Below are 25,772 nucleotides of genomic sequence, written 5' to 3' on the forward strand. Positions count from 1 at the left end.
CATCCCGTGCGGCACAGGACGGCCGAGCCCGGACGTCGGCAGGATCGTCCTTCCGCGCCATCCGCAGCCTGTTCAGCCGGAACCGCGACGCAGGCGTCGGCACCTCGGACGTCGTCATCACCCGGACCACCCAGCGCATCGGCGGCACCGCCGTGGATGGCGACGGAACCACCTCGCGCACACCACAATTCACCGCACGAACGGCGACCTCGCTCGATCAGCTGAGCCCGCAACACCGATCCGCGGTCGTGGGCCACACCCGCAAACCCGATGTGGTGGACGACTTCCTGGCCGATCCCGACCGGTTCGTCCGGGACTGGGATGCGGCGACCAGTGCGCCGGAAGGCATGGCGATCCTGTGGCCGGGCCAGCAACCGCCCGCGTTCGACGACCTCCGCCGAGAACTCGACCGCATGGAGCAGGTCCCGGAGGAGGAACTCGACTCGGCCGCGCCGGGCATGATGGACGTCCTGCGCAACCTGCTCGCCGCCGACGATCCGCGCCGCGAGTGGCAGACCGTGCTGGAGGATTTCCATCGCTACCACGAAGTGAACGACCACTTCGGCGCGAACCTGAACGCGCCGTTCAGCATCGATGCACTCCGCGACCAGATCCGGCGGCTGGACGAGGCCACATCCGCACAGCTGCCGATCACCACTCCCCTGCATCTGGTGAGCGATGACAGCACGCTCGCCCGTCAGCTCACCGCGGGCGGCGCGGATTCGGAGATCCTGCACCACACCTTCACCGCCGCCGCGCAGACATCATCGACGCGTCCCCGGGTCGAGCTGACCGTGCCACCCGGTGTCCGCGGCCTGCTGTCCGGTGATCCCGCGCACCCGCAACTGCTGCTCCCCCGCGACACCGTGTTCCGCTTCACCGGCGTCACCGAGGACGGACGCGTCACGGCCGAGGTGGTCCCCTCCGCGCCGAACCGCGAGGGCGTCCGCTACATACCGACCGGCGAACCCCGCCGTTCATCGTGGGATTCGACCGAGCCGCAACTGGATTCACTCCCCGACCAGGGTCGGCTCGTCGGCGGTGTGCGCTATTTCGCCGACGACGCCGCCCGCGAGAATTTCGCGCACAACGTCCTGCGCACCTGGGACGACCTGTCCGGCGAGGTGCGAACCACCCTCCGCCGATACGAAGAGGGCGCCCACATCAACTTCGCGCTGCGCCGGGGCACGGCCTCCGGGATCGACCGGTGGGTCGCCCACCTGGTCGACAGCGCCGAGCTGTGGAAGGCCCGCGAGAACGAGTTGCAACGCGCGGGGGTGTCCCCCTGGTCGTCCGATGCGGAGCAGCTGGCGGTACCGAGCACACTCCTGGATGCCCGGCCCGGGGCGCGGTGGGAACAGATCCGATCCGATGCCCGGATGTACGAGCTGATCCGCGAGCATTTCGGCCCCCGAGACACTTCCGAACCGCTCACCCCCGGCCCGCTGCACGAGCACATGCGGGTGCTCGACGAGGCGACCGGCGCACCGCTGCGGCTGGACGGCGCGGTTCAGGTCACCCGCAGCCTCAGCACGATCGATTTCCTGAACGCCGCGGACGGGCAGCCGCTCGGCGATCGGAACCCCGATCTACTGGTCGGCGCGATCCAGCAGGAACCCGGCTACCTGTCCACGTCGTTCTCCTCCCGCGTCCGGCACATGCCAGACACGATGAAATATCATGTGGCACTGACGGTTCCGCCTGGTGCACGCGGCGTCTACATCGGCAGCGACGCCCGGGACCGGCACAAGCTGGAACTCATCCTGCCGCGCGACACCCGCTATCGGATCACCCGGGTCGAACGCCCCGACCGTGGCCTACCCGTACTGCACGCCGAGCTGCTGTTGCCACCGGATCCGAGCCGCTCGTCCGGCTTCGCGCCGCACCCGGGACCGTTCCCGGATACCCCGGACAGCAATCCGATCGCGGATCCGAAGGGCAAGGGCCGCAGCGATACTCGCGATATCACCGACACCACGCGATCCGGTGGCGAGCGCGCGGAGGACTCGGTCCCGCAGACCCGTCCGGCGGAATCCGATACCGACGCAACGGATTCGACCCCTGCACCCGACTCGGCCAACCCACAGGAACAGCCCAGCCGACCGGCACCGCCGCCGCTACTGCTCGCACGACCGAGCGTGCCGCCCACCACGGACCCGTCGACCCCGATCGCCACCCGTGCCCGCCGAGAGTTCTCGACCATCCTGAACGCACCGCGCACGCTGGAGACCCTGTACTCGGTGCTGCACCAGCGGCTGCCGGACCTCTCGTTCGACGAGCTGCAGACGTTGCGGACACAGTCCTACCAGCAGCAGGGCCTGGCCGTTCCGACGGTGTCGCGGGAGAACTTCGACGCCTTCCTGCGGGAGGTGTGGAACCACCGGGAATGGATCCGGACCTCGGGCAACGTCTACGCGATGTACTCCCGGCCCGGCGGCGGCGCTCGGGCCGAAGATCCACAGCTGTATCGAGACCAGCTGGTGGACATCCTGCGACACCGCGCCCCCGGCGCGCAGGTCGCCACCGACGACGCCGAACGACCGTTCTCGCCGGGCATGGCGCGTTTCTGGGCGATCGACGATCCTTCCTTCCTGCACTTCCACCGGGTGGACCGCCCCGATGGGATGCGCAGCCAGGACGTCGGTTTCAAGATGTTCGTGAACACCTCCGGCGACGCACGACCGCACGTCTTCGGCGAATTCGTGCACAACGTGCTGGACCGGCCGCACGACTTCCCGGGCGTGCATTCGGCGAAGGTGGGCACCGCATTCGGGCAGCGCGCGGACGGGGTCGTGATCTATGTTCGCGATCGGGACGCGGTGGATCGAATCACCGGCTGGTTCCGGGAATTCCAGAACGACCACGCCGACATGTTCCAGTGGGACGTGCCGCGCGGAGCCGAGCAGGTGCTGGCGGGCGTCGGCTTCGGCGCGGAACCACCGGTGGACAGCTTCGGCGAGGTACGGGCCGAACTGGTGCACGACGCGCTGGGAACGCACGGCGCGGGCACCTTCGAGGAGTTCCAGGCCGAGGTGCGGAACCTGTTCCGCGCCAACGGCATCGACCCTGACCAGCCGCACCTGCACCTCCCCGGACACGCCGGCCCCGTCCTGCACGCCGACAACGCCGACAACGCGAGCACCACGGACGACGGACAATCGGAGACCACCGACGACGCCTCCCAGCCCAACCACCCGACCGTATCGCCCGCCGACCGTCCGGCCGCCGGTTCCACGAACGCCCCGACGCGTCAGGCGCCCACCGGAATCCGGGAGCTGACCCCGGACGAGAATCACGCCCTTCGCGAATACGCCGACATCCAGCGACTCCTGCGGAACAAGCTCTCGTTCGCGGGTATGGATGACGACGAGGTCTTCCACCTCATCGGACAGATCCGACCGCACCTGCTCGACGATCTGGCCGGCGCGGCGGAAACGCTCGGCACGACTACCCAGAAGGCCGTGCACTGGCAACAGCGGGCCGACAGTCTCGACATAAGCCTGCAAGAGGTCGTGCGCGACGCAACCCGCACTACCGACGACTTCGGGAACGTCATCAGGGACGATTTCGCCGGGTTCGACGCCATGGACGACTTCGCCGGATTCCACACTGAAAACGCAACCGACGACTTCGCCGGATATCGCGGTGCGGACTTCCAGGCGGAAACCGCCGACGACTCGTCGACGCACGAGGTCGACGCTCCGCCGACGGAGGAAGCCGCGGCACGCACGCCCACGCCGGAGTTCCGCGATCCGACCCCCGCGCAGACCGATGCGCTGCGGGAGTTCGGCAGGCTCCATGACGCGATCGAGTCCGCCGAACCATGGGAGGCCGTGGATCTGGCCCGGCAGTTGCGGCCGGAATTGCAGGACGCCTTCCACAGCGCGGCGACAGCGCTTCGAGTACCGCCCGAACTGGCGTTGCAGCTACGGCTCGAGGCCGACAACCTCCAGGACACCGAACCGGGCGTCGGAGTGGAGGACATCAGACGCCGGATCGTCGTGAAATGGCAACCGGGACAGGACGATACCGGCCCGTCCACACCGATCTGGGAGCCGTCTCCGCACGATGGAGATCATCTGCTGGACGTGCTCGCCCACTTCTCCGGTCACGCGGCATCCCCGCAGCTGCGCACCTCGCTCGCCGACCGCATGGAAGCGCATCTCGAGGACTATGTCGACCTGCTCCCCACGTACACCCCCGACGGACTCAAAGAATTGAAGGTCGAGAAGCTCCGCCGCGCCCGCTGGGATGCCGAACGCAGCGGGGAGCTCTGGCGTCGCATCCGCCTGCACTCCGACCTCGTCGAGAGAGGCGAACTCGGCCGCCACGATCCGCTGCCCCGGCCCGCCGAGGAGGTCGCGGCGGAAACCCAGCGCCGCGAGCAATTCGAGGAATCGGCAAGGCAATTCGACGAATCCGTTCGCCGACGCGCCCAGGACCGGCTGGGGTACCTGCTCGACGCGGTACGTGACCCGAACCGGCCTACCGACCACCTGATGAGCGCCGATCTCCTGCCCATCGCCGCCCGAGAACTCGAACTCAATGTCGTTGTGCTGCACCCGGACGCACCCCGCGACATCTACCGTCACGGCCCGTCGGGCGCGCCGTTCACCCTGCTGTACGCCTCCGCCGAGCACCCCGAACATCTGCAGGTGGCCAGAACCGCCGACGGCGCACCCCTGCGGCTTCGCCCGGACGATCTGCACACTCCGGCCGCATACGAACCGCCCGCCGGACACGAGTGGCGGCCGGAAACACCGACCGAAACGCGGGATGCCGGACACCTCGACGAAAACGGCACCCGGACATTCGATTCCGACGACGCAGGCTTGAACTACGGCGAGACCGTACTGAACCAATGGCACCGACTCACCTCGGAGCAGCAGCACGCGGCCTGGGCTTATCACGCTTCGGCGATCCACAACACACTGTTGCGCGAGGGCAGCGACCGGGCACAGGATGTTCTCGACCGCGGGCGTGAGGCTGCCGAGTACATCCCGCTGCTGACCGAACTGACCGGGCAGCAGGAGCCCTCGGTCACCGAGCTCAGGGGGCATCGACAAGCCGGGGAAGCGCATGTGCGCGAGGTGATTGCGGATCCGTACCGCGCGAACACGGCCTGGCAGCTGCTCAATGTGATCCTGAACCGGCGCGACCCGGAGTCGATGCTCGCGCAGCTGATCGCCGACGATCAGTTCTACCGCACGGTGCTGCGACCGTTCTTCCAGCGCTACTTCGGCACGTCACCGAGCCTGGACGTGCTCGAGCACGGAATCCGCACGCTCGATCAGGCGACCCGGCCGCTGACGAACACCGAGCCGATCCGGGTCGTGCGCGGCCTGACCAGCATCAACTTCATGCTGGGTCGCGACGGAAATCCTCTGCGCTACTTCCAGGACCCGGCCGATCTGGTAGGCACCGTGCAGCAGGAGCCCGGCTACCTGTCCACCTCGGTCGGTCGTGACCTGGCCACCATGCCGGACGGCCGCCGATTCGAATACCGCGTGAATCTCACCGTCCCACCCGGCGCCGAGGGTCTGTGGATCGGACCGCGCAGCGGCGTCCCGCGCGACAACGAACTGCTGCTCGCCCGTGACACGCGCTACCGCATCACCGCCGCGACCCGAGACGAAGCGAACGACATGCTCATCCTGGACGCGGAGGTCCTGCCCGACCGCGTCTCCGGGCCCGGCCCGGTCTCATCGGATACCCCGAGCGCCTCCAGGACTTTCGAACCCGCCGCCGGGGACACCTACTTCGGCCGCAACCTGCGGCAGCAATTGGAAACCGAGCTCGACGGCGAAACCCACATCACACGACCGCAATTGGGCCGCCCCGACCCGGGCCCACAGCTACTGCGGCCCGACCAGCAGCTACAGCAGTTGACCCTCGCCGAGCGCGAGCAACTACTGCCGATGCCCGTGGTTCCGACCAGGATCACCCGGCCCGTCGGTGACACCGACATCCTCACCCTCGTGGACCACAACGGCCGAGTCGAACGACTGGCTGCAGCCGGCACCAAGATAGCGGCACGCCTCGTCGAAGAGCCCGGCGTGCCCGCTCACTATCAGTTCAGCCGACCCGACGGACAGGTGCACAACGTCCCGCGAGATCTGTCGCAGGACTTCGTCTTCGAGCGGACCACAGGCACCGACACCGGCACACTGAGCTGGAACGTCGCGGGCGGAGGCATCCGATTCCTCGCCTTCGACCAACACGGCCAGTGGCAACCGGCGCATATGCCGTACGACGCCTCACTCGTGGCGAGGGAGGGCCACAGGCCGTGGCGATGGGTGAAGTACCCCGGGAATTTCCCGTGGATTCGCGTCAACACCTCCGGCGGTGCGCTTGCGGCGCTGCCCGAGATACGCGGACGACACGACAACCCACTCTTCGGGCTGAACGGGCTACCCAAACCCGAAGAGGTGCGCCAAGGCTCGGCCGGGGACTGCTCGTTGCTGGCCGACCTGAAATCACTCGCCGAATTCAACCCCGGCGCGATCACCGAGATACTGCACGATCACGGCGACGGCACCGTCAGCGTCCGCTTCCTCGCCGAACAACAGGACGGCGACGTCGCTCTGGAATGGGTGCGGGTCGAAAAGACGATCTACGTCACCCCGGGCACCGAGACGGGGTACTTCATCCGTCACGAGCCCGGAGAACCGCTCTGGGCCACCATGATCGAGAAGGCATACGCACATCGGTTCGGCAACGGCGACGGGTACCGAGCGATCGAGGGAACACCGATGACCACCGCGGCCGCGCGCCTCGGCAAGGGGTTCCACCAGGCCGAAGACGGCTGGTTCGCACAACCCGTCGCTCAGTTCAGGAACGTGGACATCCTGCATCCGCTCCGGTTCGACATCGACACACTGCACGAACTGGTGAGCGACTACATGCGCTCGGACACAACGAGCGACGGGCCCCACACAGCAGATCTCGAATTCTCCCGCCAACTGGCCGAGACCTTCCGGGACGGGCACACCGGGCAATCGGCACTGTTCAATTCCACCCGGGCGCGCCTGACCACCCGCCACCACAACGACCCGGACGCCTTCGCCATCGCATGGCAGGAGTTCTTGCGCACGCAGAACTCCACGCCTTCCGCCGACTTCCGCGCGTATCTGGATCAGCTCCATCCACAGCAGTGGGAGCGCGAAAAGCAGGCTCTCACAGACTATTTCAGCGAAATCTACGACGGGCGACCCCAGGACCGGGTGCTGTCGAGCAGGGCCGCCACCGCGGCCCGGGCGATCGGCAGCCGCATCGAATGGGCTCTGCGCCGCGGGACCACGGTATCCATCGGAACCGATACCCTCGGCGGCTCGGGCGCAGTGCCGGGCCTGACCCAGAATCACGTCTACACCGTCCTGGCGCTCGAACACGACGACACCGGCACCCCGGTGCGCCTTCTGCTGGACGACCCATACGGCGATCACGGCCACTATCCCGCGCCACGTGCCGGTATCGAATATCGACTGGACCCCCGCGGAACCGACCACATCGGCGAACCGAGCACCCCGCCCCGCCAGAGCCCCAGAGGCACCGAATACGGCACCCATCCCCACGGCACCCGGTATCGCCGCGAGCCCGACGGCACCGAATACGGCACCGAACCAGACGGCCTGCGCTACCGCCGCGACCCCGACGGCACCGAATACGGCACCGAACCGGACGGCCTCCGCTACCGCCGCGACCCCGACGGCACCGAATACGGCACCGAACCGGACGGCACCCGCTACCGCCGCGACCCCGACGGCACGATCCAGTACACCTACCCCGACGGAGGCAGACTCCGCATAGCCTCTGACGGCACCCGGTACTCGACCGAACCCAACGGCGACAAGGAGCGCAGAGCACCGGGTACCTCGGATTGGATCCCCGACCCCGACCGCGAGGACCCACCCGACACCACGGTCCCGCGCCGCGGCGGCATCCTCGCGGTCGACCTCAACCATTTACCGAAATTCCTGGCGATCGGCATGAGCGGGCCCGGAGCCCACGGCCTCTCGGCACTCCCGCATACCGAGGTCCAGGCGCTCGACAACCCGAACAGCGTGCCGGGCATCCGGTCCGACGCACCGGCCGGGCCCGGCACCGAATCAACGACCGTGCCCGGTGCCGAATCCGCAGTGCCCAACACCGGATCGACGGCCGGGCCCAGCACCGAGCCAGCGGCGTTCACCTCTGAAACCGCGCTCGCACACCCCTACGCCCAGCCCCTGAGCACGGCGCTGACCGGCGAACACCCGATCGATTTCGCCCGAGTGCTCACCCTCCTGAGCCACGCGAACATCTCGCGCGACCCCCGCCCGCTCGACGACGCATTCGCCGCCGAGCACGGCCACTCCCTGAAAGACGTTGTCCACGAAGCAGTTCAGCAGGGACGACTATCCGCGGCCCAGGAACGCCGAATCGCCCGCCTGATGGGCTGGCAACCGAAGCAGGACCTGCCCGCCGGAGTCACACCGCCCCGCACGGCGGCGCGTCCGGGCCAGTCGCCCGCGGAGTTGCCCGCGGTGCGCGCGTACGTGAAATCGCTTCTGTCGATTCGTGATACCGACGGCGCACTGGCCTTCGTCGAACATCTGAACCGCAGCCCGCGCAAACTGTGGGCGGTCCAGGACGCCTACCGGAACGAGACCCAGGGCCGCGATCTGGCCACGGATCTGCGCAGCGGCCTGCCGGAGGACAAGGAGTATCTCGACCACGTCTTCGCCGAATCCCCGGAGCAGCGGTCGCCGTGGGGCCCGGACGACGAGCGGATACCGGTGGAGTGGAACACCGCCCGAGAATGGTTCGAGCACATCGACACCATGACCTTCGAACACTGGTCCGGCGACCACCCGATGCCGCACGGCTACCTCGACTCCGGATGCGTTCAGTTGGCGCATCACGTTGCGCTGGAACTGATCTCACTCGGCACCCGGCCGCGCAAGATTCTCCTCAACGGCGAGGATCTGCGGATGAACCAGACGCTGCCGGACGGTACGGCCAAGCTGCTGAACTGGCGTCACCACGTCGCCAACCTGGTCTACACCCGCAATCGGGACGGTCACGCCGAGTGGATGGTCTGGGATCCCGCGGTCGCCCGCGAACCGATCAGCAGGAACGAGTGGCTCACGAAGATCCACCTCGATCCCGACCGGGCGACGCATATCGAAGGACCGGCCGAGCAGATCATCGACACGTTCGCCACACAGCGCGCCGAGGACGACGCCGCCGACCGCTCGTGGATGCGTTGGCGGCAAGGGGGGTACCTGCGCGAGCCGACGGTGGTCGTCACGGACGCGCACGCGATGGCCCTGGCCCCCGGACGCCTGCTCCCGCCGCACACCGAGAACGACGTGCATCGCCCCGAATCGTTGCGCGAACTCGACCGGACCCTGGCGAGCGCCGACACCGACGAACGTCTGCTGCGGAGCCTGAACATCATGGCGCGCCGGAGCCTCGGCGGACAGATCCGCGACGCGGTGCAAGATTATCTGCGCACACGGCAGGCCGACGGCACACTGCCGGTCGAGAGCGACATCCTCGACATCATCGGTTCCAGCCTGGCAGGCAACCCGGCACGAGTCGGGCTGATCGATGACAATCCCGGACTCGCGAGATTCCTGAAATCCCACCTGCCCACCGAGTTTCACGACTTCATCGTGGGAAATCAGGACACGTACACCGATCACGAACACGCCATCCAGCTCGCCACGGCTTTGCGGGACGCCGATCCGATCGACTTCCCCGCGATGCTGGACACGCTGCGTCATGCGACCGCGCAACGCGATCCCGCCTTCCTGGAGGGCGCCTACCAGGTCGCATACACGACCCCGTTGGCCGCCGCGGTGCAGCAGGCCCACGAGACGGGCCGGTTGACCGACGCGCAGGCATCCCGGGTGCGGCAGCTGATGGGCTGGGAATCCGCGACGATTCCGGCATCCGCGCCCCCGGTGCCCGAGCGCGGGGAGAACGCCCCGGCGGTGCGCGCATACACCGATGCGATACGAGACCGGATCGATTCCGGACAACCCCTCGCCGCACTGACGATGATCGCGCGACTGGATCGCGATCCACACGCACTGTGGCCCGTCCAGTCCGCGTACCGGACCGCCACCGGCCGCGGACTGTTGGACGACCTGCGGACCGCCCTGCCCGAAGAACGCGACTACATCGACCACGCCTTCGCCCGCCCCCCGAGCGCGCTTTCGGCGCCGGACGCGGAACCCACTCCGGTCCTGGAAGATACGGCCACGGACTGGATCCAGGCCCTGAGCAAGCTCCCGTTCACCACCGAGGTCGGATCCGCCGAACGCGCCCACCTGACGGCGTCGGCTCTGATCCGCCAGGGCACCTTCCCCCGCACCCTCGTCATCACCGCCGAGGGTATGCGGGCGCCCACCACGGTGCCGGATGCGTTGCGGCGCAACGTATCCATCCAGCAGTCCGTACCCATCAGCCGGTACACCGCCAACCTCGTGCACACCGTCGAGGGCGACATAGCCGCCTGGCAGGTCTTCGACCCGGCCCTGAGCAGATCACCGATGCTGATCCAGGAGGTCCTGGCCCACCTGCAAGCACCCCGTGACGCCGTGATCCGCGAATCCACCGTCCCGGAAACCCTCGCGGAGCTCGAACAGCACATCACATCGCACCCGGAGACCGACCCCGACCGGCAGCCCACCACAGGCGCGGACCATCCCGACTCCACACCACAGGTCTTCCCAGCTCTCGATGCCGATCCCGACGTCGTACCGCCGTCGGCCACCGCACCGGCAGCGGACTCACACACATCCGAACCGCAGGCGTCCGCAACGACTCCGGCCGATCAGCAAGTCCCACAATCTGATTCATCACCAGCCGACAGCACCAATTCGCCCACCCACAGCCTGTCCGAGGAGCAGACGACAGTCGTCGAACAGGCCCGCGACAGGCGTGCACTGCTCCGAGCGGCGACGCCCGTGGGACCGGCCACGCCGGTGGCCGCGAATCCTCGTAGCGCCACACCGGCTTTCGATCACCTCCGGTACGAACGCGCCGATGGCGAGGAGCTCGTGGCGCCGGTCGCGGTCGCGCGGATCGTCATGCATACCCGGCTCGGTCAGGGCGTTCTTCCCGAACAAGCCGAGCGATTCTGGCAAAGAGCCCATCTGGCGACGGATCTGGAGTTCAACAGAGGCGAGATTCTGGAGCCGATGCAACTCCTGCACGTCGATCTCGTACCCACGCGGGACGTCGCGGACATCGCCTCGGCGCACCTGAACATCACCATCGGGCACGGCCACGGCGAATGGCATCCCGATATGTCCGTCGAATCCTTCACCGAGAACCTCCGCGAACACCTCGGCCTGCCGCGGCCTTCGGATCCCGGCGGGTTGAGCCCGGACGATCTGCGCCACTTCACCAACGCGATGGCCCGAGCGCTCACCGCATCACACCTCACCGGCCTCGACGGCACCCGCCAGTACGGACTCAACTACCTCCAACCGCTGGAAGACCCCAGCTTCCAGCACGATGTCGAGGACGCCCTGCGCGACGGCGACCGATTCCTGATCGGCGCGGACCCGCGCGACAACGACTACGGCACACTCATCAACGCGGGCGGCACCAGCGAACCGGGCCGCAACAACAACTGTATCGATACGTCGCTGGCCGCTCTGACGAGTTTCATGGGCGATCCGCAGGTCGCACTGCCGCGGTGGCTCGACAATCGCTGGGGTGAGGTGGGCGGCATAAAGCGTGTCCAGAGCTTCCTCGGCACCCCGATCCAGAGCTTCCATTCCGCCGGTTCGATCGACAAACAGTTCGCGGCCCTGCACGAATACATGAGGCAGCGGGGCCCCGGATCGGCGGTGCTGGTCCACAACATCTGGCAGAAGCAGGACCCGATCACGAAGCAACCGCTGTTCCACCCGAACGGGTTCCCGGTCATCGGCGACATCGCCCATGCCACGGTGATCGTCTACCCGACGACCGTGGCGCCGAACCGCACGCCGGGACCGGTGTGGTGGGACCCTCAAAGCGGCGTCACCTCCGACCATCCACCCGCCTGGCTGGTGGACGGGTCGGCGCATCTGGAATACCTGCTGGTACCCCGGCGCACAAGCCCACCGGCCGGGCCCACCAGCTGATAACCCCGCACGATGGTGATGAAGCCGAACTACCCGCTCACCCCGACAAGGAGCCGCACATGCCCGACCTCAGTACCCGCGAACACACCCGCGAGTACCTGGCCGAGATATTCCCCGCCGACGATCGGGAATGGCGGATCTACCCGTTCACACACGGCTGGATCTGCCAGCCGGAACTGACTCCGGAACAGATCGAGGCAGGCCAGGGCCTGGGTCAGACGAACCTGGTGATCGACGCGCAGACAGCGGTGGTGCTCGAGTACCCGAGTTGGTCCATCGATATGGTCGCGGACGACTACACGACCACCAAACGAAACGGCCTCCGCCCCAATGGCAGACAGATCCACCCACCCCTGTGGCAGCTGACCATCCACCGCACCGAGGAAACCTCCGACACGATCGGCTACCACGTCCAGGTGCTGTCCCTGGCAACCCCGCCGACCGAGAGCGCGGAGTACGACCTCACCATCGACAAACACACTTTCCAGCGCGCGGGCAACGGCCCGCTGGCGGGCAGCGTGATCGCCTGGGCGGAAGCCCGGAGCAGACAACACGGCAACTGGCCCGCCCAGGGCACCTGGGACCTGTAATTCACGACGAGTGAAACGCCCTGCACGCCATGCGGGTCGAACCGATCGGCGCGCCGGTGTTCGAGCAATCCGACGAACGACGCGACCCCGGTGCGCGGCCCGACCATGATCGCCGGTACGGCCGGGGCAGCGGGCGGCCGGAAGTGCGTTCGCGTCGAATATGCAGTGCCAGAGTATGATTCGGCCAACGGATGATTCGGGCCGTCTCGCGGTGCGCCGGTGACGGCCGGGCGATCCCGGCCGAAGGCTATCGTGATACCGGATCCAGCAACTGCCGCGGATCGGAGCACCGCGCTCCGTTCCCGCCGCGCCGATCTGGACGAAGTCCCAGGCCAGCTGCGGAATCGTCGCCGCTTCGACTCGGGCCGACGTGCGAAAAGGGACGAAAACGGATCGGAGATGCGTTGCCCTGCAACAGGGTAGGGGGATTTTAATGGAAATAGCTAGCTGATAATCGAGTCGGGGCGACCACCAGGTGCAGTAGCGGAAACACCATCGCGACAAAGGAGGCAGTGTCATGCCCATCATCACCTCCCTCTCGCCGACCTCGGGACCCGCATCAGGATTCGCGAACACGATCGTGCCGGGTACCGGCTCCGCCAAGCCCAGCGACTGCGTCGGCTTTCATCGGCAACACCGCAGATATCTCCTTCACCATCGATCCGGACACGGGGCGTGTTGCGGGTCGCCTCGGCTGAGCTGGGGACGGCGCAGCGTGTCGTCGCGGCGGTGGGTGGGGCCGACAACGCAGGCTCCTACTCCTGTGTCCGAGTAGTACTCCGACCCCGGGCACGTCATGGCCCGTCCGGGCCGCGGTTTCAGGTCGAGTCGCCGTTACAGAGCGGTTGCAGGGGTAGCAAAGGGGGCTTCATTGACTACTGTTCTGAAGATGCTGCTGGCGGAGCAGCATCTCAAGAGCCATTCGGATTTTCTGCTCGCATACGACAGGTACGCCGCGCAGCTCGATCCTCCCATCCCGCCAGGTTACGGGCCGGCGAAAACACAGTTCTATCGGTGGCTTTCGGGCAGGATGGTCGGGCTTCCCCGCGACTACCATTGCCGGGTGCTGGTCAAGATGTTCCCCGGCTGGACGATCGAGAGATTGTTTCAGACGACGGAGGCCGTACCGATCGCCGCGCGAGCGCACGAATTGGGCCTTCCCGGAACGGACATCGAGCTGGAGGCATTTCTCGGGGCCGAGATGATCACCAGCGGAATCACTCTCGTATACCCGACATTCGAACTGCCACTCGCGCAAGCACTTCGGACGGCAAACCTTCCTCATCGACACGCATTCGGGAGGAATGCCCGCGCATTCGCAGCCGATTCTCGCTCGGACATGCTGACCGCTCTGCCGGAGCAGGAATTTCGCGGGCTGCTGTACATGTTTTCCGCGCTCCAGCGTCGCACCGGCATATTGACCGACATCCGGAGCGACCGGTACGTCATCGCCCATAGCGATCGGCCGTACATCAGCTTCGGGCTGACGTGCAACGATTGCACACGTATGTACCTCGAGAGGGTCGAGCGTCCGCTGTTCACTCTGAACGGCGATGACGCTGAAGAGGGTTCATATTTCGAGCAGCTGGAGTTGACGGACGGCAGCCGGTTCGCCTCGAGCACAGATCACAACATAGGCATCATCGCTCGGGTACGACCGAGCCGGGAACTACATCCCGACCGGTACTGGATATTCTGTGCGGGCTTGGGCCCGCGCGGTACCACCGGGGCAAGCTGGTATCTCGCCAACTCCTGGATTCTCCTGCAGCGACGTGCCGGTGATCGGGAGTTCGTCGCGGTGGTCGGTGTCGATGAGAACTCTGACGATACGGCCCATCTGGAGCATCTGTTGATCGAACCGAGATCCTGACACCGAACCGTATTGTGCTGTGCTCACACGGTTTTCCGCCAGCGCCGGAATATCGCGGCTATCGAAACCCGCCGGGGCGCGGATCACGGATCGGCCGCTTCGATGGTCGACCCGCGGGGTGTCACGCCCTCGACGCCCGGCGGAATCCGAACCGGACGAAAGCGGACGAAGGCGGAAGAAAACGGACCGCCAGATGCCTTGCCGGGCAACCGATCTCAGGACGTTACTAGAAGGAGCGGGCCCGCTACCACAGCCGGGGCAACCACCCGGTGCAGCAGCAAGAATCATCACTCCAGCGGCAAGGGAGGCTGGCACCAATGCCTACCATCACGTCCATCTCTCCGACCTCGGGACCCACAGCGGGGGGCACGAGCGTCACGATCACCGGCACCGGTTTCATCGGAACCCTCACGGTGCAATTCGGCATCATCCCAACGGTATTCGTCGTCAATTCCGCGACGCAGATAACGGCTGTCGCCCCTCCTGGTCTCCCCGGCACGGTGCAGGTAACCGTCACCGGATTCACCGGAATCAGCAATGGCGTTCCTTACACCTACGTGGCGGTGCCCACCCTGACCGCCATCGCCCCCAACTCAGGGCCGGTGACCGGCGGAACGACCGTCGTGCTCACCGGGACTGCCCTGACGGGCGCCACCTCGGTGAGTTTCGGTGGCACACCAGCGACCTCGTTCACCGTCAACTCGCCCACCCAGATCACGGCGGTGGCACCTGCCCATACGACGGGAACGGTGCTGGTCAGGGTCACCACCGCGGGCGGAACCAGTAACGGCGTCGCGTACACCTACGTGGCGGTGCCCACCCTCACCACCATCAGCCCCAACTCCGGCCCCGTGGCCGGCGGGACCACGGTCGTACTCACCGGAACAGCCCTGACCGGTACGACAGCGGTCAGTTTCGGCGGCACACCCGCGACCTCGTTCACCGTCAACTCACCCACCCAGATCACAGCCGTCACCCCGGCGAGGTCCGCGGGCACGGTGCTGGTCACCGTCGCCACCGCGGGCGGAATCAGCAACGGGGTCGCATACACCTACGTGGCGGTACCCACCCTGACCGCCATCGCTCCCAACTCAGGGCCGGTGACCGGCGGGACGACGGTCGTACTCACCGGGACAGCCCTGACCGGTACGACAGCGGTCAGTTTCGGCGGCACACCCGCGACCTCGTTCACCGTCAACTCACCCACCCAGATCACAGCCGTCACCCCGGCGAGGTCCGCGGGCACGGTGGCGGTCACCGTCGCCACCGCGGGCGGAATCAGCAACGGCGTCGCATACACCTACGCCGCGGTCCCTACCCTCACCACCATCGCCCCCAACTCAGGGCCCGTGACCGGCGGAACGACCGTCGTGCTCACCGGGACAGCCCTGGCCGGCGCCACCTCGGTGAGTTTCGGCGGAACCCCTGCGACCTCGTTCACCGTCAACTCACCCACCCAGATCACGGCGGTCACCCCGGCCGGGTCCGCGGGGACGGTGCTGGTCACCGTCACTACGGCGGGCGGAACCAGTAACGGCGTCGCATACACCTACGTGGCGGTTCCGACCCTGACCACGGTGGTGCCGAATGCGGGTCCGGTGGCCGGGGGGACCACGGTTACCCTCACCGGAACAGCGCTGACCGGTACGACAGCGGTGAGTTTCGGCGGAACTCCCGCGACCTCGTTCACCGTCAACTCACCCACCCAGATCACGGCTGTCACCCCGGCCGGATCGGCGGGGACGGTGGCGGTCACCGCCACCACCGCGGGCGGAACCAGCAACGGCGTCTCCTACACCTATGCTGCGCTTCCAACCCTGACCACGGTGGTACCGAATGCCGGACCGGTGACCGGCGGGACGACCGTCACCCTCACCGGGACAGCCCTGGCGGGCGCCACCTCGGTGAGTTTCGGCGGGACACCCGCGGCTTCGTTCACCGTCAACTCCCCCACTCAGATCACAGCGGTCACCCCCGCGGGGTCGGCAGGCACCGTACTGGTCACTGTGACCACCGCGGGCGGAACCAGCAACGGCGTCGCGTACACCTACGTCGCGGTTCCGACCCTGACCATGGTGGTGCCGAACGCGGGTCCGGTGGCCGGTGGAACGACCGTCATCCTCACCGGAACGGCGCTGACCGGCGCGACAGCGGTCGATTTCGGCGGCACACCGGCAACGTCGTTCACCGTCAACTCACCCACCCAGATCACAGCGGTCACCCCCGCCGGATCGGCGGGGACGGTGCTGGTCACCGCTACCACCGCGGGCGGAACCAGCAACGGCATCTCCTACACATACGCCGCCGTGCCGACCCTGACCGCCATCGCTCCCAGCTCCGGTCCGGTGGCCGGCGGGACGACCGTCATCCTCACCGGAACAGCCCTGGCGGGCGCCACCTCGGTGAGCTTCGGCGGGACACCCGCGACCTCGTTCACCGTCAACTCACCCACCCAGATCACGGCGGTCACCCCCGCCGGATCGGCGGGGACGGTGCTGGTCACCGCTACCACCGCGGGCGGAACCAGCAACGGCATCTCCTACACCTATGCCGCGGTACCCACTCTGACCACGGTGGTACCGAATGGGGGACCGGTTACGGGTGGCACGGTTGTCGTACTGACCGGGACTGCGCTGGCCAGCGCCACCTCGGTGAGTTTCGGTGGCACACCCGCGACCTCGTTCGCCGTCGACTCGCCCACTCAGATCACGGCAGTCACTCCTGCCGAGACGGCCGGAACGGTGCTGGTCACCGTGACCACTGCGGGTGGAACCAGCAACGGCGTCCCGTTCACCTACGTGACGGTTCCCACCCTGACCTCCATCGCGCCCGGTTCAGGGCCGGTGACCGGCGGGACCACAGTCGTGCTCACGGGGACAGCGCTGACGGGCACGACGGCGGTGAGCTTCGGTGGCACGCCGGCGAACTCGTTCATCGTCGACTCCGACACCCAGATCACGGCGGTCACTGCAGCCGGATCGCCAGGGACGGTGCTGGTCACCGTCACCACCACGGGTGGAACCGTCGACGGTGTCGCGTTCACCTACGTGGCGGTGCCCACCCTGACCTCCATCGCTCCCGGTTCAGGGCCGATAGCCGGCGGGACGACCGTCGTGCTGACCGGTACAGCCCTGACCGGGGCGACCGCGGTCAATTTCGGTGGCACACCGGCGACCTCGTTCACTGTCGACTCCGCCACCCAGATCACGGCGGTCACCCCTGCCGGATCGGCAGGCACCGTGCTGGTCACCGTCACCACCACGGGTGGAACCGTCGACGGTGTCGCCTTCACCTACGCCGCGGTGCCAACCCTCACCACGGTCAGCCCGACGTCGGGCACGACGGCCGGCGGAACCGCCGTCACCCTCACCGGGACGGCCTTGACGGGCGCGACAGCGGTGAGCTTCGGTGGCACACCGGCGAGCTCGTTCACCGTCGACTCCGCCACCCAGATCACGGCGGTCACCCCTGCCGAGTCGGCCGGGACGGTGCTGGTCACCGTCACCACCGCGGGCGGAACCAGTAACGGCGTCTCCTACACCTACGCCTGACAACCAGAGCGGCTGGGCCGCCGGTGGGGAACCCCTACCGGCGGCCCGGTCGCGTCGCGGTCGACGGTCGTGTCACTGCGGCCGCGGACGGGCGGTTACCTCGTCCCTCGGCCGACTACTTCCCCGACGTGCGTTGTCCGAGTCACGATTCGATGTCCCGGAGCGCGGCGTCGGCCATTCCGGTCGGCCGAAAAGTGAAGGCGTGCATGGACTCCGGATACAACCGGCCTCATAGTAGCGCCTGCGCGGAATCGATCCGCCCGGTGGTGAACCGGCTGCTCGCGTCGTGATCGTGCGTCGGGACGATGGTCACCGTGTGCCGCGCCAGGTGTAGCCGGTGCAGTGTCCGGAAGGTGGCATCGCGGTCCACGTCGGCGAAAAGCCCTGGGTAGCCGGACTTCTGGCGAATATCCTCGATTTGCAGGTGATGCCACGCGGCATCGCCCGCGAGCAGCACCCAGCCGGTCGAGGTGTGACACAGGATCCCGATACTGCCCGGGGTGTGACCGGCCAGGTCGACGAGCACCACACTGCCGTCGCCGAACAGGTCGCGGCTGCGGGTGAAGGTGAGCACCGGCGGTCCGTCGAGATCGAACTGCTCGACCGGACGGTCGCGCAACGAATCGCGCACGCCGCCGACCGGAGCGACCACCCCGTCGACGATCCACCGGTGTTCCTCGCTGTGCAGGTGGACCGGCAGACCGGGAAAGTCGAGCAGGCCGCAGACATGATCCCAGTGCGCGTGCGTGGGCAGCGCGAAATCCGGTGCGGGAAGCCGGGTTTCGCCCTTCAAGGCGGTGACCGTCGCAATGGTGCCGGCGGGCGGGCGGACCGCGACCCGCACGATCGCGGGCAATTCGGCGATGGCCCGGCGTTCGGCATCGAGGCAGAAACTCGGATCCACCAGAAAGGTGGCCTCCGGATGCCGCACGACGAACGAGGTGAGCGCATTGCGAATCCGCCTCGGATCGAACCGGCCCTCCACGACCATGGGCGTCGGCACCGCGCGCGGCACCTGCTCCAGGGTCGTGATCTCGACGGTGCGCCGCGCGGTCGGCAACCCCGCATCGGCGATCGACCGCAGAAAGGACTCGTCGGGCTTGCGTGGCCGCACCATTCCGCGCACCAGACTCGTTGCAGCGGAACAGCATTCGAATACATTCGGACTACGAACTGGTTCGGACATGACGGAACGCTAATACTTGATGTCGACATGAAGTCAAGGAGGCGAATGTGAGCACCGAATCGACCCTGCGCATCGGCGACGCCGCCGCGATCCTCGGCATCGAGGCCCACGTCCTGCGCCACTGGGAATCCGTCGGCCTGCTGCACCCACCCCGCACCCCCTCGGGCCACCGCACCTACAACCAGCAAACTCTCGACATCGCCCGCCTGATCCGCATCCTCCAGCGCACCGGGTTGTCCCTCGAACAGATCCGCGACCTCGGCGCCAACACCAGCGCCACCCGCATCACCCTCATCGAGACCAAACGCGCCGAAATCCGAGCCCGCATGGCCCTCCTGGAAGCCACCGACCGCTTCCTCGCCCACCTCACCACCTGCAGCCACCCCCTGATCGCCGACTGCCCCGAATGCTCGAAGTTCAGCCGGTCGGCCCCACCGCCACACCCCGAAAACTCGCCGATAAACCAGTCCGCAACACCCGCACGCCGACCACGCACGCCCCGCACCGTGAGCGAATTCCGACACTGAGAGGGCGCTGAGAATTACGGTTCCCGCTGTCGATCGCCAAACCGGTGAGGCAGGATGCGTAGGTTCGCCGTGGCCGCCGATGGCCAGGATCACCACTCGTTCGCGGTTGCCCGACGTTCCGATTCGGGCCCAGGAGTAAGGACCGACTTTTGCGGATCGCCAATCCCGTGTACGAGGTGTACACCCGCAGGCTCAGAGGTCAACTCGCCGGAGCGGAACTGCCCCGGCACGTCGGCCTGATCATGGACGGCAACCGCCGCTGGGCCCGCAAGAAGGGCCTGGCCGACACCCGGCTGGGCCACCGCTACGGCGCCGAGCACGCGGAGAACGTGCTCGCCTGGTGTGAGAACCTCGGCATCCGGCACGTCACGGTGTTCCTGTGTTCCACCGAGAATCTGCAGAACCGCCGGAACGACGAGATCGACTTCCTCATGCAGGTCGTCGAGGATCTGGTCACCGACCGCCTGGGCCGCCCGGATTCCGGCTGGCAACTGCATGTCGCCGGTTCGATGGACGTGCTGCCCGACACCACCGCCCGCGCCCTGAAGAACGCGATGGAAGCCACCCGGGACTGCACCACCGACGCGCACGTCACCCTCGCCATCGGCTACGGCGGCCGCCAGGAGATCATCGACGCCTTCCGCGACCTGCTCTACGAAAACGCAAGTCAGGGAAGATCTCTCGGCGACATAGCCGACACCCTCACCGCCGAGGACCTGGCCGCCCACCTCTACACCGCCAACCAACCCGACCCCGACCTGGTGATCCGAACCAGCGGCGAACAACGCCTCTCCAACTTCCTGCTCTGGCAATCCGCCTACGCCGAACTCTATTTCTGCGAGGCCTACTGGCCCGCCTTCCGCGAACTCGACTTCCTCCGCGCCCTCCGCAACTACGCCAGCCGCCACCGCCGCTACGGGAAATAAGCCCTCCCCGCGCGCCGTATCACCAGCTCGAACCCCGTGTCAGGGGCCGTGTCAGGCCGACATCAGGCCCATATCAGCCGGGCTGGCGACAGTATCCCCATGAACATGGCAATCACGGCCTCCGGGCTGCGGAAGTCGTACGGCGACAAGGCCGTACTCGAAGGCATCGACCTGAGTATCGGTGCCGGAACGATCTTTTCGTTGCTCGGACCGAACGGGGCGGGCAAGACGACGACGGTGAACGTGTTGACCACGCTGTTGAAGGCGGACGGCGGCACGGCACACGTCGCGGGGCACGATCTGGCCACCGCACCCGAGGCGGTGCGCGCTGCGATCGGCGTGACCGGACAGTTCGCGGCGGTGGACGAGCTGCTGACGGGCGAGGAGAACCTGCAGATGATGGCGGATCTGCACCGCCTGAAGGGCGGCGAGCGCAAGCGCGTCGTCAGCGAGCTGCTGGAACGATTCGATCTGGCCCGGTCGGCCAAGAAGCGGTCCTCGACCTATTCCGGCGGGATGCGCCGGAAGCTGGACCTGGCGATGACGCTGGTCACCCGGCCGCAGATCGTCTTCCTGGACGAGCCGACCACGGGCCTGGATCCGCGCAGCCGACGCACGATGTGGGAAATCGTCCGGGAGCTGACCTCCGAGGGCGTGACGATCTTCCTCACCACCCAATATCTCGAGGAGGCCGATCAGCTGGCCGACCGGATCGCGGTACTCGACCAGGGCCACATCGTCGCCGAGGGCACCCCCGACGACCTCAAGCGCCAGATGCCCGGCAGCCACATCCGGCTCCGGTTCACCACGATCGGCGAATTGGATTCGGCCGCACGGGCGCTGCCCGGCTCCACCCGCGACAACGAGGCCCTGGCCCTGCGGGTTCCCGACAGCGGCGGCACGAAATCCCTTCGGCTGCTGCTGGATCGGCTCGCCGAATCCGCGATCGAGGCCGAAGAGGTCTCCGTCCACACTCCCGATCTCGACGACGTCTTCCTTTCCCTGACCGGTCACGCGACCACGGAGGCCACAGCATCATGAGCACCATCACAGCGCCACTCGGGGATTCCTCGATCATGTTGCGCCGCAACGTCAAACACATCACCAGGACTCCGGTCACGATCTTCAACGCGGCCCTGATGCCGGTCGTGATGATGCTGATCTTCGTGTACGTGTTCGGTAGCGCTTTCGACGTCGGCGAGCACTACATCGACTACGCGACGCCGGGAATGATCCTGCTGGCCATCAGTTATGGCTTGTCGGGCACGGCGGTATCGGTGAGTTCCGATATGGCCAAGGGGATCATCAACCGCTTCAAGGTGATGGACGTGTCCCGCAACGCGGTCCTGATCGGTCACGTCGTGGCCACCATCGCGACCAACGTGGTCGCCATCGCGGCCATCATCGGCATGGCCTTCGCGCTCGGATTCCGTTCGCCAGCAACAGTACTCGACTGGCTTGGCGCGATCGGCATCGTGGCCGCGACATCGTTCGCGGCCTCCTGGCTCACGGTCGCGCTCGGGATGGCGGCGAAGACTCCGGAATCCGCGGGCATGAGCGTCGTGCCGCTGATCATGCTGCCCTTCCTGAGCAGCGCGATCGTGCCCGCCGACAAGATGGGACAGGGCGTGCGGCAGTTCGCGCAGTATCAGCCCTTCACGCCGATCATCGAATCCCTGCGCGGTTTTCTCACCGGACACCCCTCCGGCGGATACACCGCGGCCGCGCTGGCCTGGTGCGCCGGGTTCGCCATCGTCGGGTACCTGTGGGCACGTGCCACTTTCAACAAGCGAGTGTAGTCGCGGCCAGCTCCTGCCAGTCCGCCTGCGCACCCTCCCCCGTCGCCTCGGTGAAACGTTCTTCGCCGAGGCGACTTCGTGCTGCCTGCTCGATCCGGGCCACGTCCGGCTGGGAATGATCGGGGAGTCCGCGAACCTCCTCGCCCGCCGCGAGCAGCCGCGCGGCCTGCTCGTCCCGGCCCGCGCGCAGGGCCAGATCCGCGATCCCGACCAGCACCCTGGCGACGAAGGGCGCATATCCCGCCTCGGCGGCGGCCCGGAAGGCCGCGGTGTGGTGTGCGCGGGCCTCGTCGAGCCCCTCGGCGAGATAGCCGAGCTGACTGTGTATCTCCGCGCTGACGCTCGCCTGCTCGACGTCGCTGCCGAACAAGGTTGTCGCGGTATCGATCTGCCGATGGGCCTCCGGCGCGTCACCGCTCCAGCGGGCCAGATCCGCCTTCGCCATGGCCAATCCGGCCAGCGCGCTCGGCCAAGCAGCCTGATCCGCGCACCGCTGCGCCTCCGCCATCGCGAACGCACTCGCCTCCGAATCGCCGAGCAGCCAATATAATTGGGCCTGGCGCCACCGGCATCGAACGACATCGTCGAGCGTGCCGACCTCGGTGACCACCGCGATCCCCTGCTCGAAATACTCACACGCAGAGGCGAATTCGCCACGCATCGCAATGCGATCCGCCAGTTCGGTCAACGCGAAGAAAATGCCCCAACGCTCGCCGATCGCCCGGAACTCGGCCAGGGCCGTCTCGAAGTACTCGTCCGCCTCCCGCCCCTGCCGGCCGACCATCGTCCGCATCTTGCCCAGCTGCAACCGGGCCAGTGCACGCACCCAGGGGTCGTCGTCGGTGAGCAGCGGTTCGAACGCGGTCAACAGCGCGTCCGGACCCTGCAGCATGCGTTCGAGCGCGGCGACGAACCCCAGCAGCGGATAGCGGGCCCGACTGTGCTGACCGAAGCGGTATGCCTTGTGGATCCATTCCTGCGCCAGGCTCTCATCGGTCGGCCCGGACATCATGAAGTGCACGACCAGGCCGTACACCATGGCGCGCGTCCCGTCGTCCACCTCGCCGGGCAGGTCGGCGGCCGCGGTGATCAGCTCCAGGCCCTCGGCCTTGTGCCCGCCGAGCCACCAGTACCAGCCCGCGGCCGCCGCGAGCCGTATCGCCCCCGCATCGCCGGCCGCGAGCCCGCCGCGCATCGCCACCGCGATGTTGTCGTGCTCGGCCTCGAGCGTGGCGAGCCACCGGATCTGCTCTGCGCGGCGCAGATTCGGCTCCGCGGCCTCGGCGAGCTCGGTGAAATACTCCAGATGCGCCCGGCGCGCCGGCTCCGATTCCCCGGCCTCCTCGAGCCTGTCCTGGGCGTACTGGCGGATCGTCTCGAGCATCCGATAGCGCGGCTCGCTGTCATCCGCGATGAGCAGCAGGGATTTCTCGGTCAGCGCGGTCAGTAATTCGAGCACCTCCCACTGCTCGACCGCCGTAATCCTCCCGCCCCCTTGCCCTTCGGATCCATCCGCCGCGTTCACATTCCCCTGCACCGCGTGCTCGCCCGCGCAAACCTGCTCGGCCGCAGCCAGACTCACGCCACCGGAGAACACCGCGAGCCGACGCAGAACCATCCGCTCGGCGTCGGTGAGCAGCTCCCAGCTCCAGTCGACGACCGCGCGCAGCGTCCGATGCTGCGGTATCGCGGTGCGGCTGCCGCCGGTCAGCAGCCGGAACCGATCATCGAGGCGAGTGGCGAGCTGATCGAGGGACATGGTGCGCAGCCGGGCCGCGGCCAGCTCGATCGCCAGCGGTATCCCGTCCAGGGCCCGGCAGACATGCACCATCGTCGACAGCGTGCGGGCATCGGCCGGGAGATCCTTGCGCACAGCACCGGCCCGATCCCGCAGCAGCTGCACCGCCGGGGAGGATTCGATCTCGCCGACGCTCGCGCCCTCGGCCGGCAACGTCAGCGGCTCGACCTGCCACAGCGCCTCACCCGTGATGCCGAGCGGTTCCCGGCTCGTCGCGAGGATCCGCAGCTTTCGACACTCTCCCAGCACCCGGTGGGCGAAAGCCGCCGCGGCATCGATCACATGCTCGCAGTTGTCCAGGATCAGCAGCGTTTCCCGTTCACGCAGCGCCGCGACCAGCCGGTCCATCGGTTCCGCATGTTGTACGGCGAGCAACGCATCCCGCAGTCCCAGCGCGGCCAGTGCCGATTGCGCCACGTCACCGGTCGCGCCGACGGAAACCAGCTCCACCAGCCAGGCCCCGTCCGGCAGGTCGTCGAGCATGCTGCGCGCGGTCTCGAGCGCCAGCCGGGTCTTTCCCGAGCCACCGGGACCGGTCAGGGTGGTGAGCCGATGGTTCGAGATGAACTCGCGCACGGCCGCGACGTCGGCATATGTGCCGATGAACGTGGTGAGCTCGGCCCGCAGATTCGTCCTGCGTTCCGCCTCCTCCCGCGCACCGACCTCGCCGCGCAGCAGCGCGACGTGCAGCGCCGACAGCTCCGGTGAGGGGTCCGCGCCCAGCTCGTCGGCCAGTGCCTCCCGCGCGCGCTGGTAGACGGTCAGCGCCTCGGCGGCGCGCCCCGCCTCGCCCAGCGCCCGCATCAACCCGGCAACCAGCCGCTCCCGCACCGGGTTCCGGGCCACCAGCTCGGTCAGCTCGGCGATCAGTTCCGGCCCCCGGCCGAGCCGGATCTCCGCCTCGTACAGATCCTCCGCGGCTGCCAGGCGCAAGCCCTCGAGCCGAGTGATCACCGCGTCGACGGCCTCGCTGTCCTGGATACCGACGTCCTGCATCAATGCGCCGCGCCACAGCTCGACGGCCTCGCGCAGCAGCTCGGCGCGATGCGCGTCGCCACCGCCACCGGCCTGGTCCAGCAGCTGTTCGAAGCGCACGGCATCGACGGCACGGGGCTCGACGATCAGCCGATATCCGCCCGCCTGCACATCGAGCGACCCGTCCGGCAGCACCCGGCGCAGCCGGGAAACCAGCGCCTGCAGCGCATTCGCCGCGTCGGCGGGCGGCTGCTCGCCCCAAATCCAGTCGACCAGCGTGGATTTCCGGACCGCGCGGCCGGGTTCGAGCGCCAGGGCGATCAGCAACGCCCGCAACCGCGCACCCGGTACCTCGATCACCCCACCGTCATCTGCTCGGATATCGAGCGGTCCAAGCAATGCGATCTTCACCCGGCCATTCT

10 protein-coding genes (1 of these 10 running past the window's edge) are annotated in these 25,772 nt (G+C 67.5%); 8 read left to right on the forward strand and 2 right to left on the reverse strand.

The window, feature by feature from the left end; genetic code table 11:
* The 4 genes from K7711_RS04880 to K7711_RS04895 form a co-directional block, all read left to right on the forward strand.
* A protein-coding gene (locus K7711_RS04880) for a toxin glutamine deamidase domain-containing protein (protein WP_222965185.1) crosses the window boundary here: on the forward strand, positions 1–12,128 show its 3' portion. It extends 20,506 nt beyond the left edge of the window; the window shows 12,128 of its 32,634 coding nt (coding positions 20,507–32,634); the start codon falls outside the window, past its left edge; its stop codon occupies positions 12,126–12,128.
* 59 nt (positions 12,129–12,187) lie between these two features.
* Positions 12,188–12,718 (forward strand): SUKH-4 family immunity protein, encoded by a 531-nt coding sequence (locus K7711_RS04885; protein WP_222965187.1) that lies wholly within the window; start codon positions 12,188–12,190, stop codon positions 12,716–12,718.
* Between the two features lie 889 nt (positions 12,719–13,607).
* Positions 13,608–14,588, forward strand: coding sequence for a hypothetical protein (locus K7711_RS04890; RefSeq protein WP_222965189.1), 981 nt, complete (start codon positions 13,608–13,610; stop codon positions 14,586–14,588).
* Between the two features lie 317 nt (positions 14,589–14,905).
* The gene (locus K7711_RS04895; RefSeq protein WP_222965192.1) at positions 14,906–18,139 is read left to right on the forward strand and encodes a beta strand repeat-containing protein; all 3,234 of its coding nucleotides are present in this window, start codon (positions 14,906–14,908) and stop codon (positions 18,137–18,139) included.
* 229 nt (positions 18,140–18,368) lie between these two features.
* On the opposite strand, the gene K7711_RS04900 is transcribed toward K7711_RS04895, so the two are convergent.
* The gene (locus tag K7711_RS04900; RefSeq protein ID WP_222965194.1) at positions 18,369–19,325 is read right to left on the reverse strand and encodes an MBL fold metallo-hydrolase; all 957 of its coding nucleotides are present in this window, start codon (positions 19,323–19,325) and stop codon (positions 18,369–18,371) included.
* Positions 19,326–19,372: 47 nt separating this feature from the next.
* Between K7711_RS04900 and K7711_RS04905 the strand changes: the two genes are divergently transcribed.
* The 4 genes from K7711_RS04905 to K7711_RS04920 all read left to right on the forward strand — a co-directional run bounded on the left by K7711_RS04905 (position 19,373) and on the right by K7711_RS04920 (position 22,577).
* Positions 19,373–19,852: a MerR family transcriptional regulator gene (locus K7711_RS04905; RefSeq protein ID WP_222965196.1), complete on the forward strand. Its 480-nt coding sequence runs from the start codon at positions 19,373–19,375 to the stop codon at positions 19,850–19,852.
* A 149-nt stretch (positions 19,853–20,001) separates the two neighbouring features.
* On the forward strand, positions 20,002–20,778 hold the full coding sequence (gene uppS, locus K7711_RS04910; protein WP_222965198.1) for a polyprenyl diphosphate synthase: 777 nt from the start codon (positions 20,002–20,004) through the stop codon (positions 20,776–20,778).
* A gap of 99 nt (positions 20,779–20,877) precedes the next feature.
* On the forward strand, positions 20,878–21,819 hold the full coding sequence (locus K7711_RS04915) for an ATP-binding cassette domain-containing protein (RefSeq protein ID WP_222965200.1): 942 nt from the start codon (positions 20,878–20,880) through the stop codon (positions 21,817–21,819).
* Positions 21,816–22,577, forward strand: a complete 762-nt coding sequence (locus tag K7711_RS04920; protein ID WP_222965203.1) for an ABC transporter permease — start codon at positions 21,816–21,818, stop codon at positions 22,575–22,577. The genes K7711_RS04915 and K7711_RS04920 overlap by 4 nt, the downstream gene beginning before the upstream one ends.
* Here K7711_RS04920 and K7711_RS04925 read toward each other — a convergent pair.
* Complete coding sequence (locus K7711_RS04925; RefSeq protein WP_222965205.1) at positions 22,561–25,761, reverse strand: AfsR/SARP family transcriptional regulator; 3,201 nt, start codon at positions 25,759–25,761, stop codon at positions 22,561–22,563. The genes K7711_RS04920 and K7711_RS04925 overlap by 17 nt on opposite strands.
* Between the last annotated feature and the right edge of the window lie 11 nt (positions 25,762–25,772).

Source organism: Nocardia coffeae (genome assembly GCF_019890715.1).
GTDB lineage: Bacteria > Actinomycetota > Actinomycetes > Mycobacteriales > Mycobacteriaceae > Nocardia > Nocardia jiangxiensis.

Bases quoted from the DNA above. Each gene is read 5' to 3' on its own strand.
- K7711_RS04915 (WP_222965200.1), top strand. From the start codon at position 20,878: ATGAACATGGCAATCACGGCCTCCGGGCTGCGGAAGTCGTACGGCGAC.
- K7711_RS04885 (WP_222965187.1), top strand. From the start codon at position 12,188: ATGCCCGACCTCAGTACCCGCGAACACACCCGCGAGTACCTGGCCGAG.
- K7711_RS04895 (WP_222965192.1), top strand. From the start codon at position 14,906: ATGCCTACCATCACGTCCATCTCTCCGACCTCGGGACCCACAGCGGGG.
- K7711_RS04920 (WP_222965203.1), top strand. From the start codon at position 21,816: ATGAGCACCATCACAGCGCCACTCGGGGATTCCTCGATCATGTTGCGC.
- K7711_RS04890 (WP_222965189.1), top strand. From the start codon at position 13,608: ATGCTGCTGGCGGAGCAGCATCTCAAGAGCCATTCGGATTTTCTGCTC.
- K7711_RS04900 (WP_222965194.1), bottom strand. From the start codon at position 19,325: ATGTCCGAACCAGTTCGTAGTCCGAATGTATTCGAATGCTGTTCCGCT.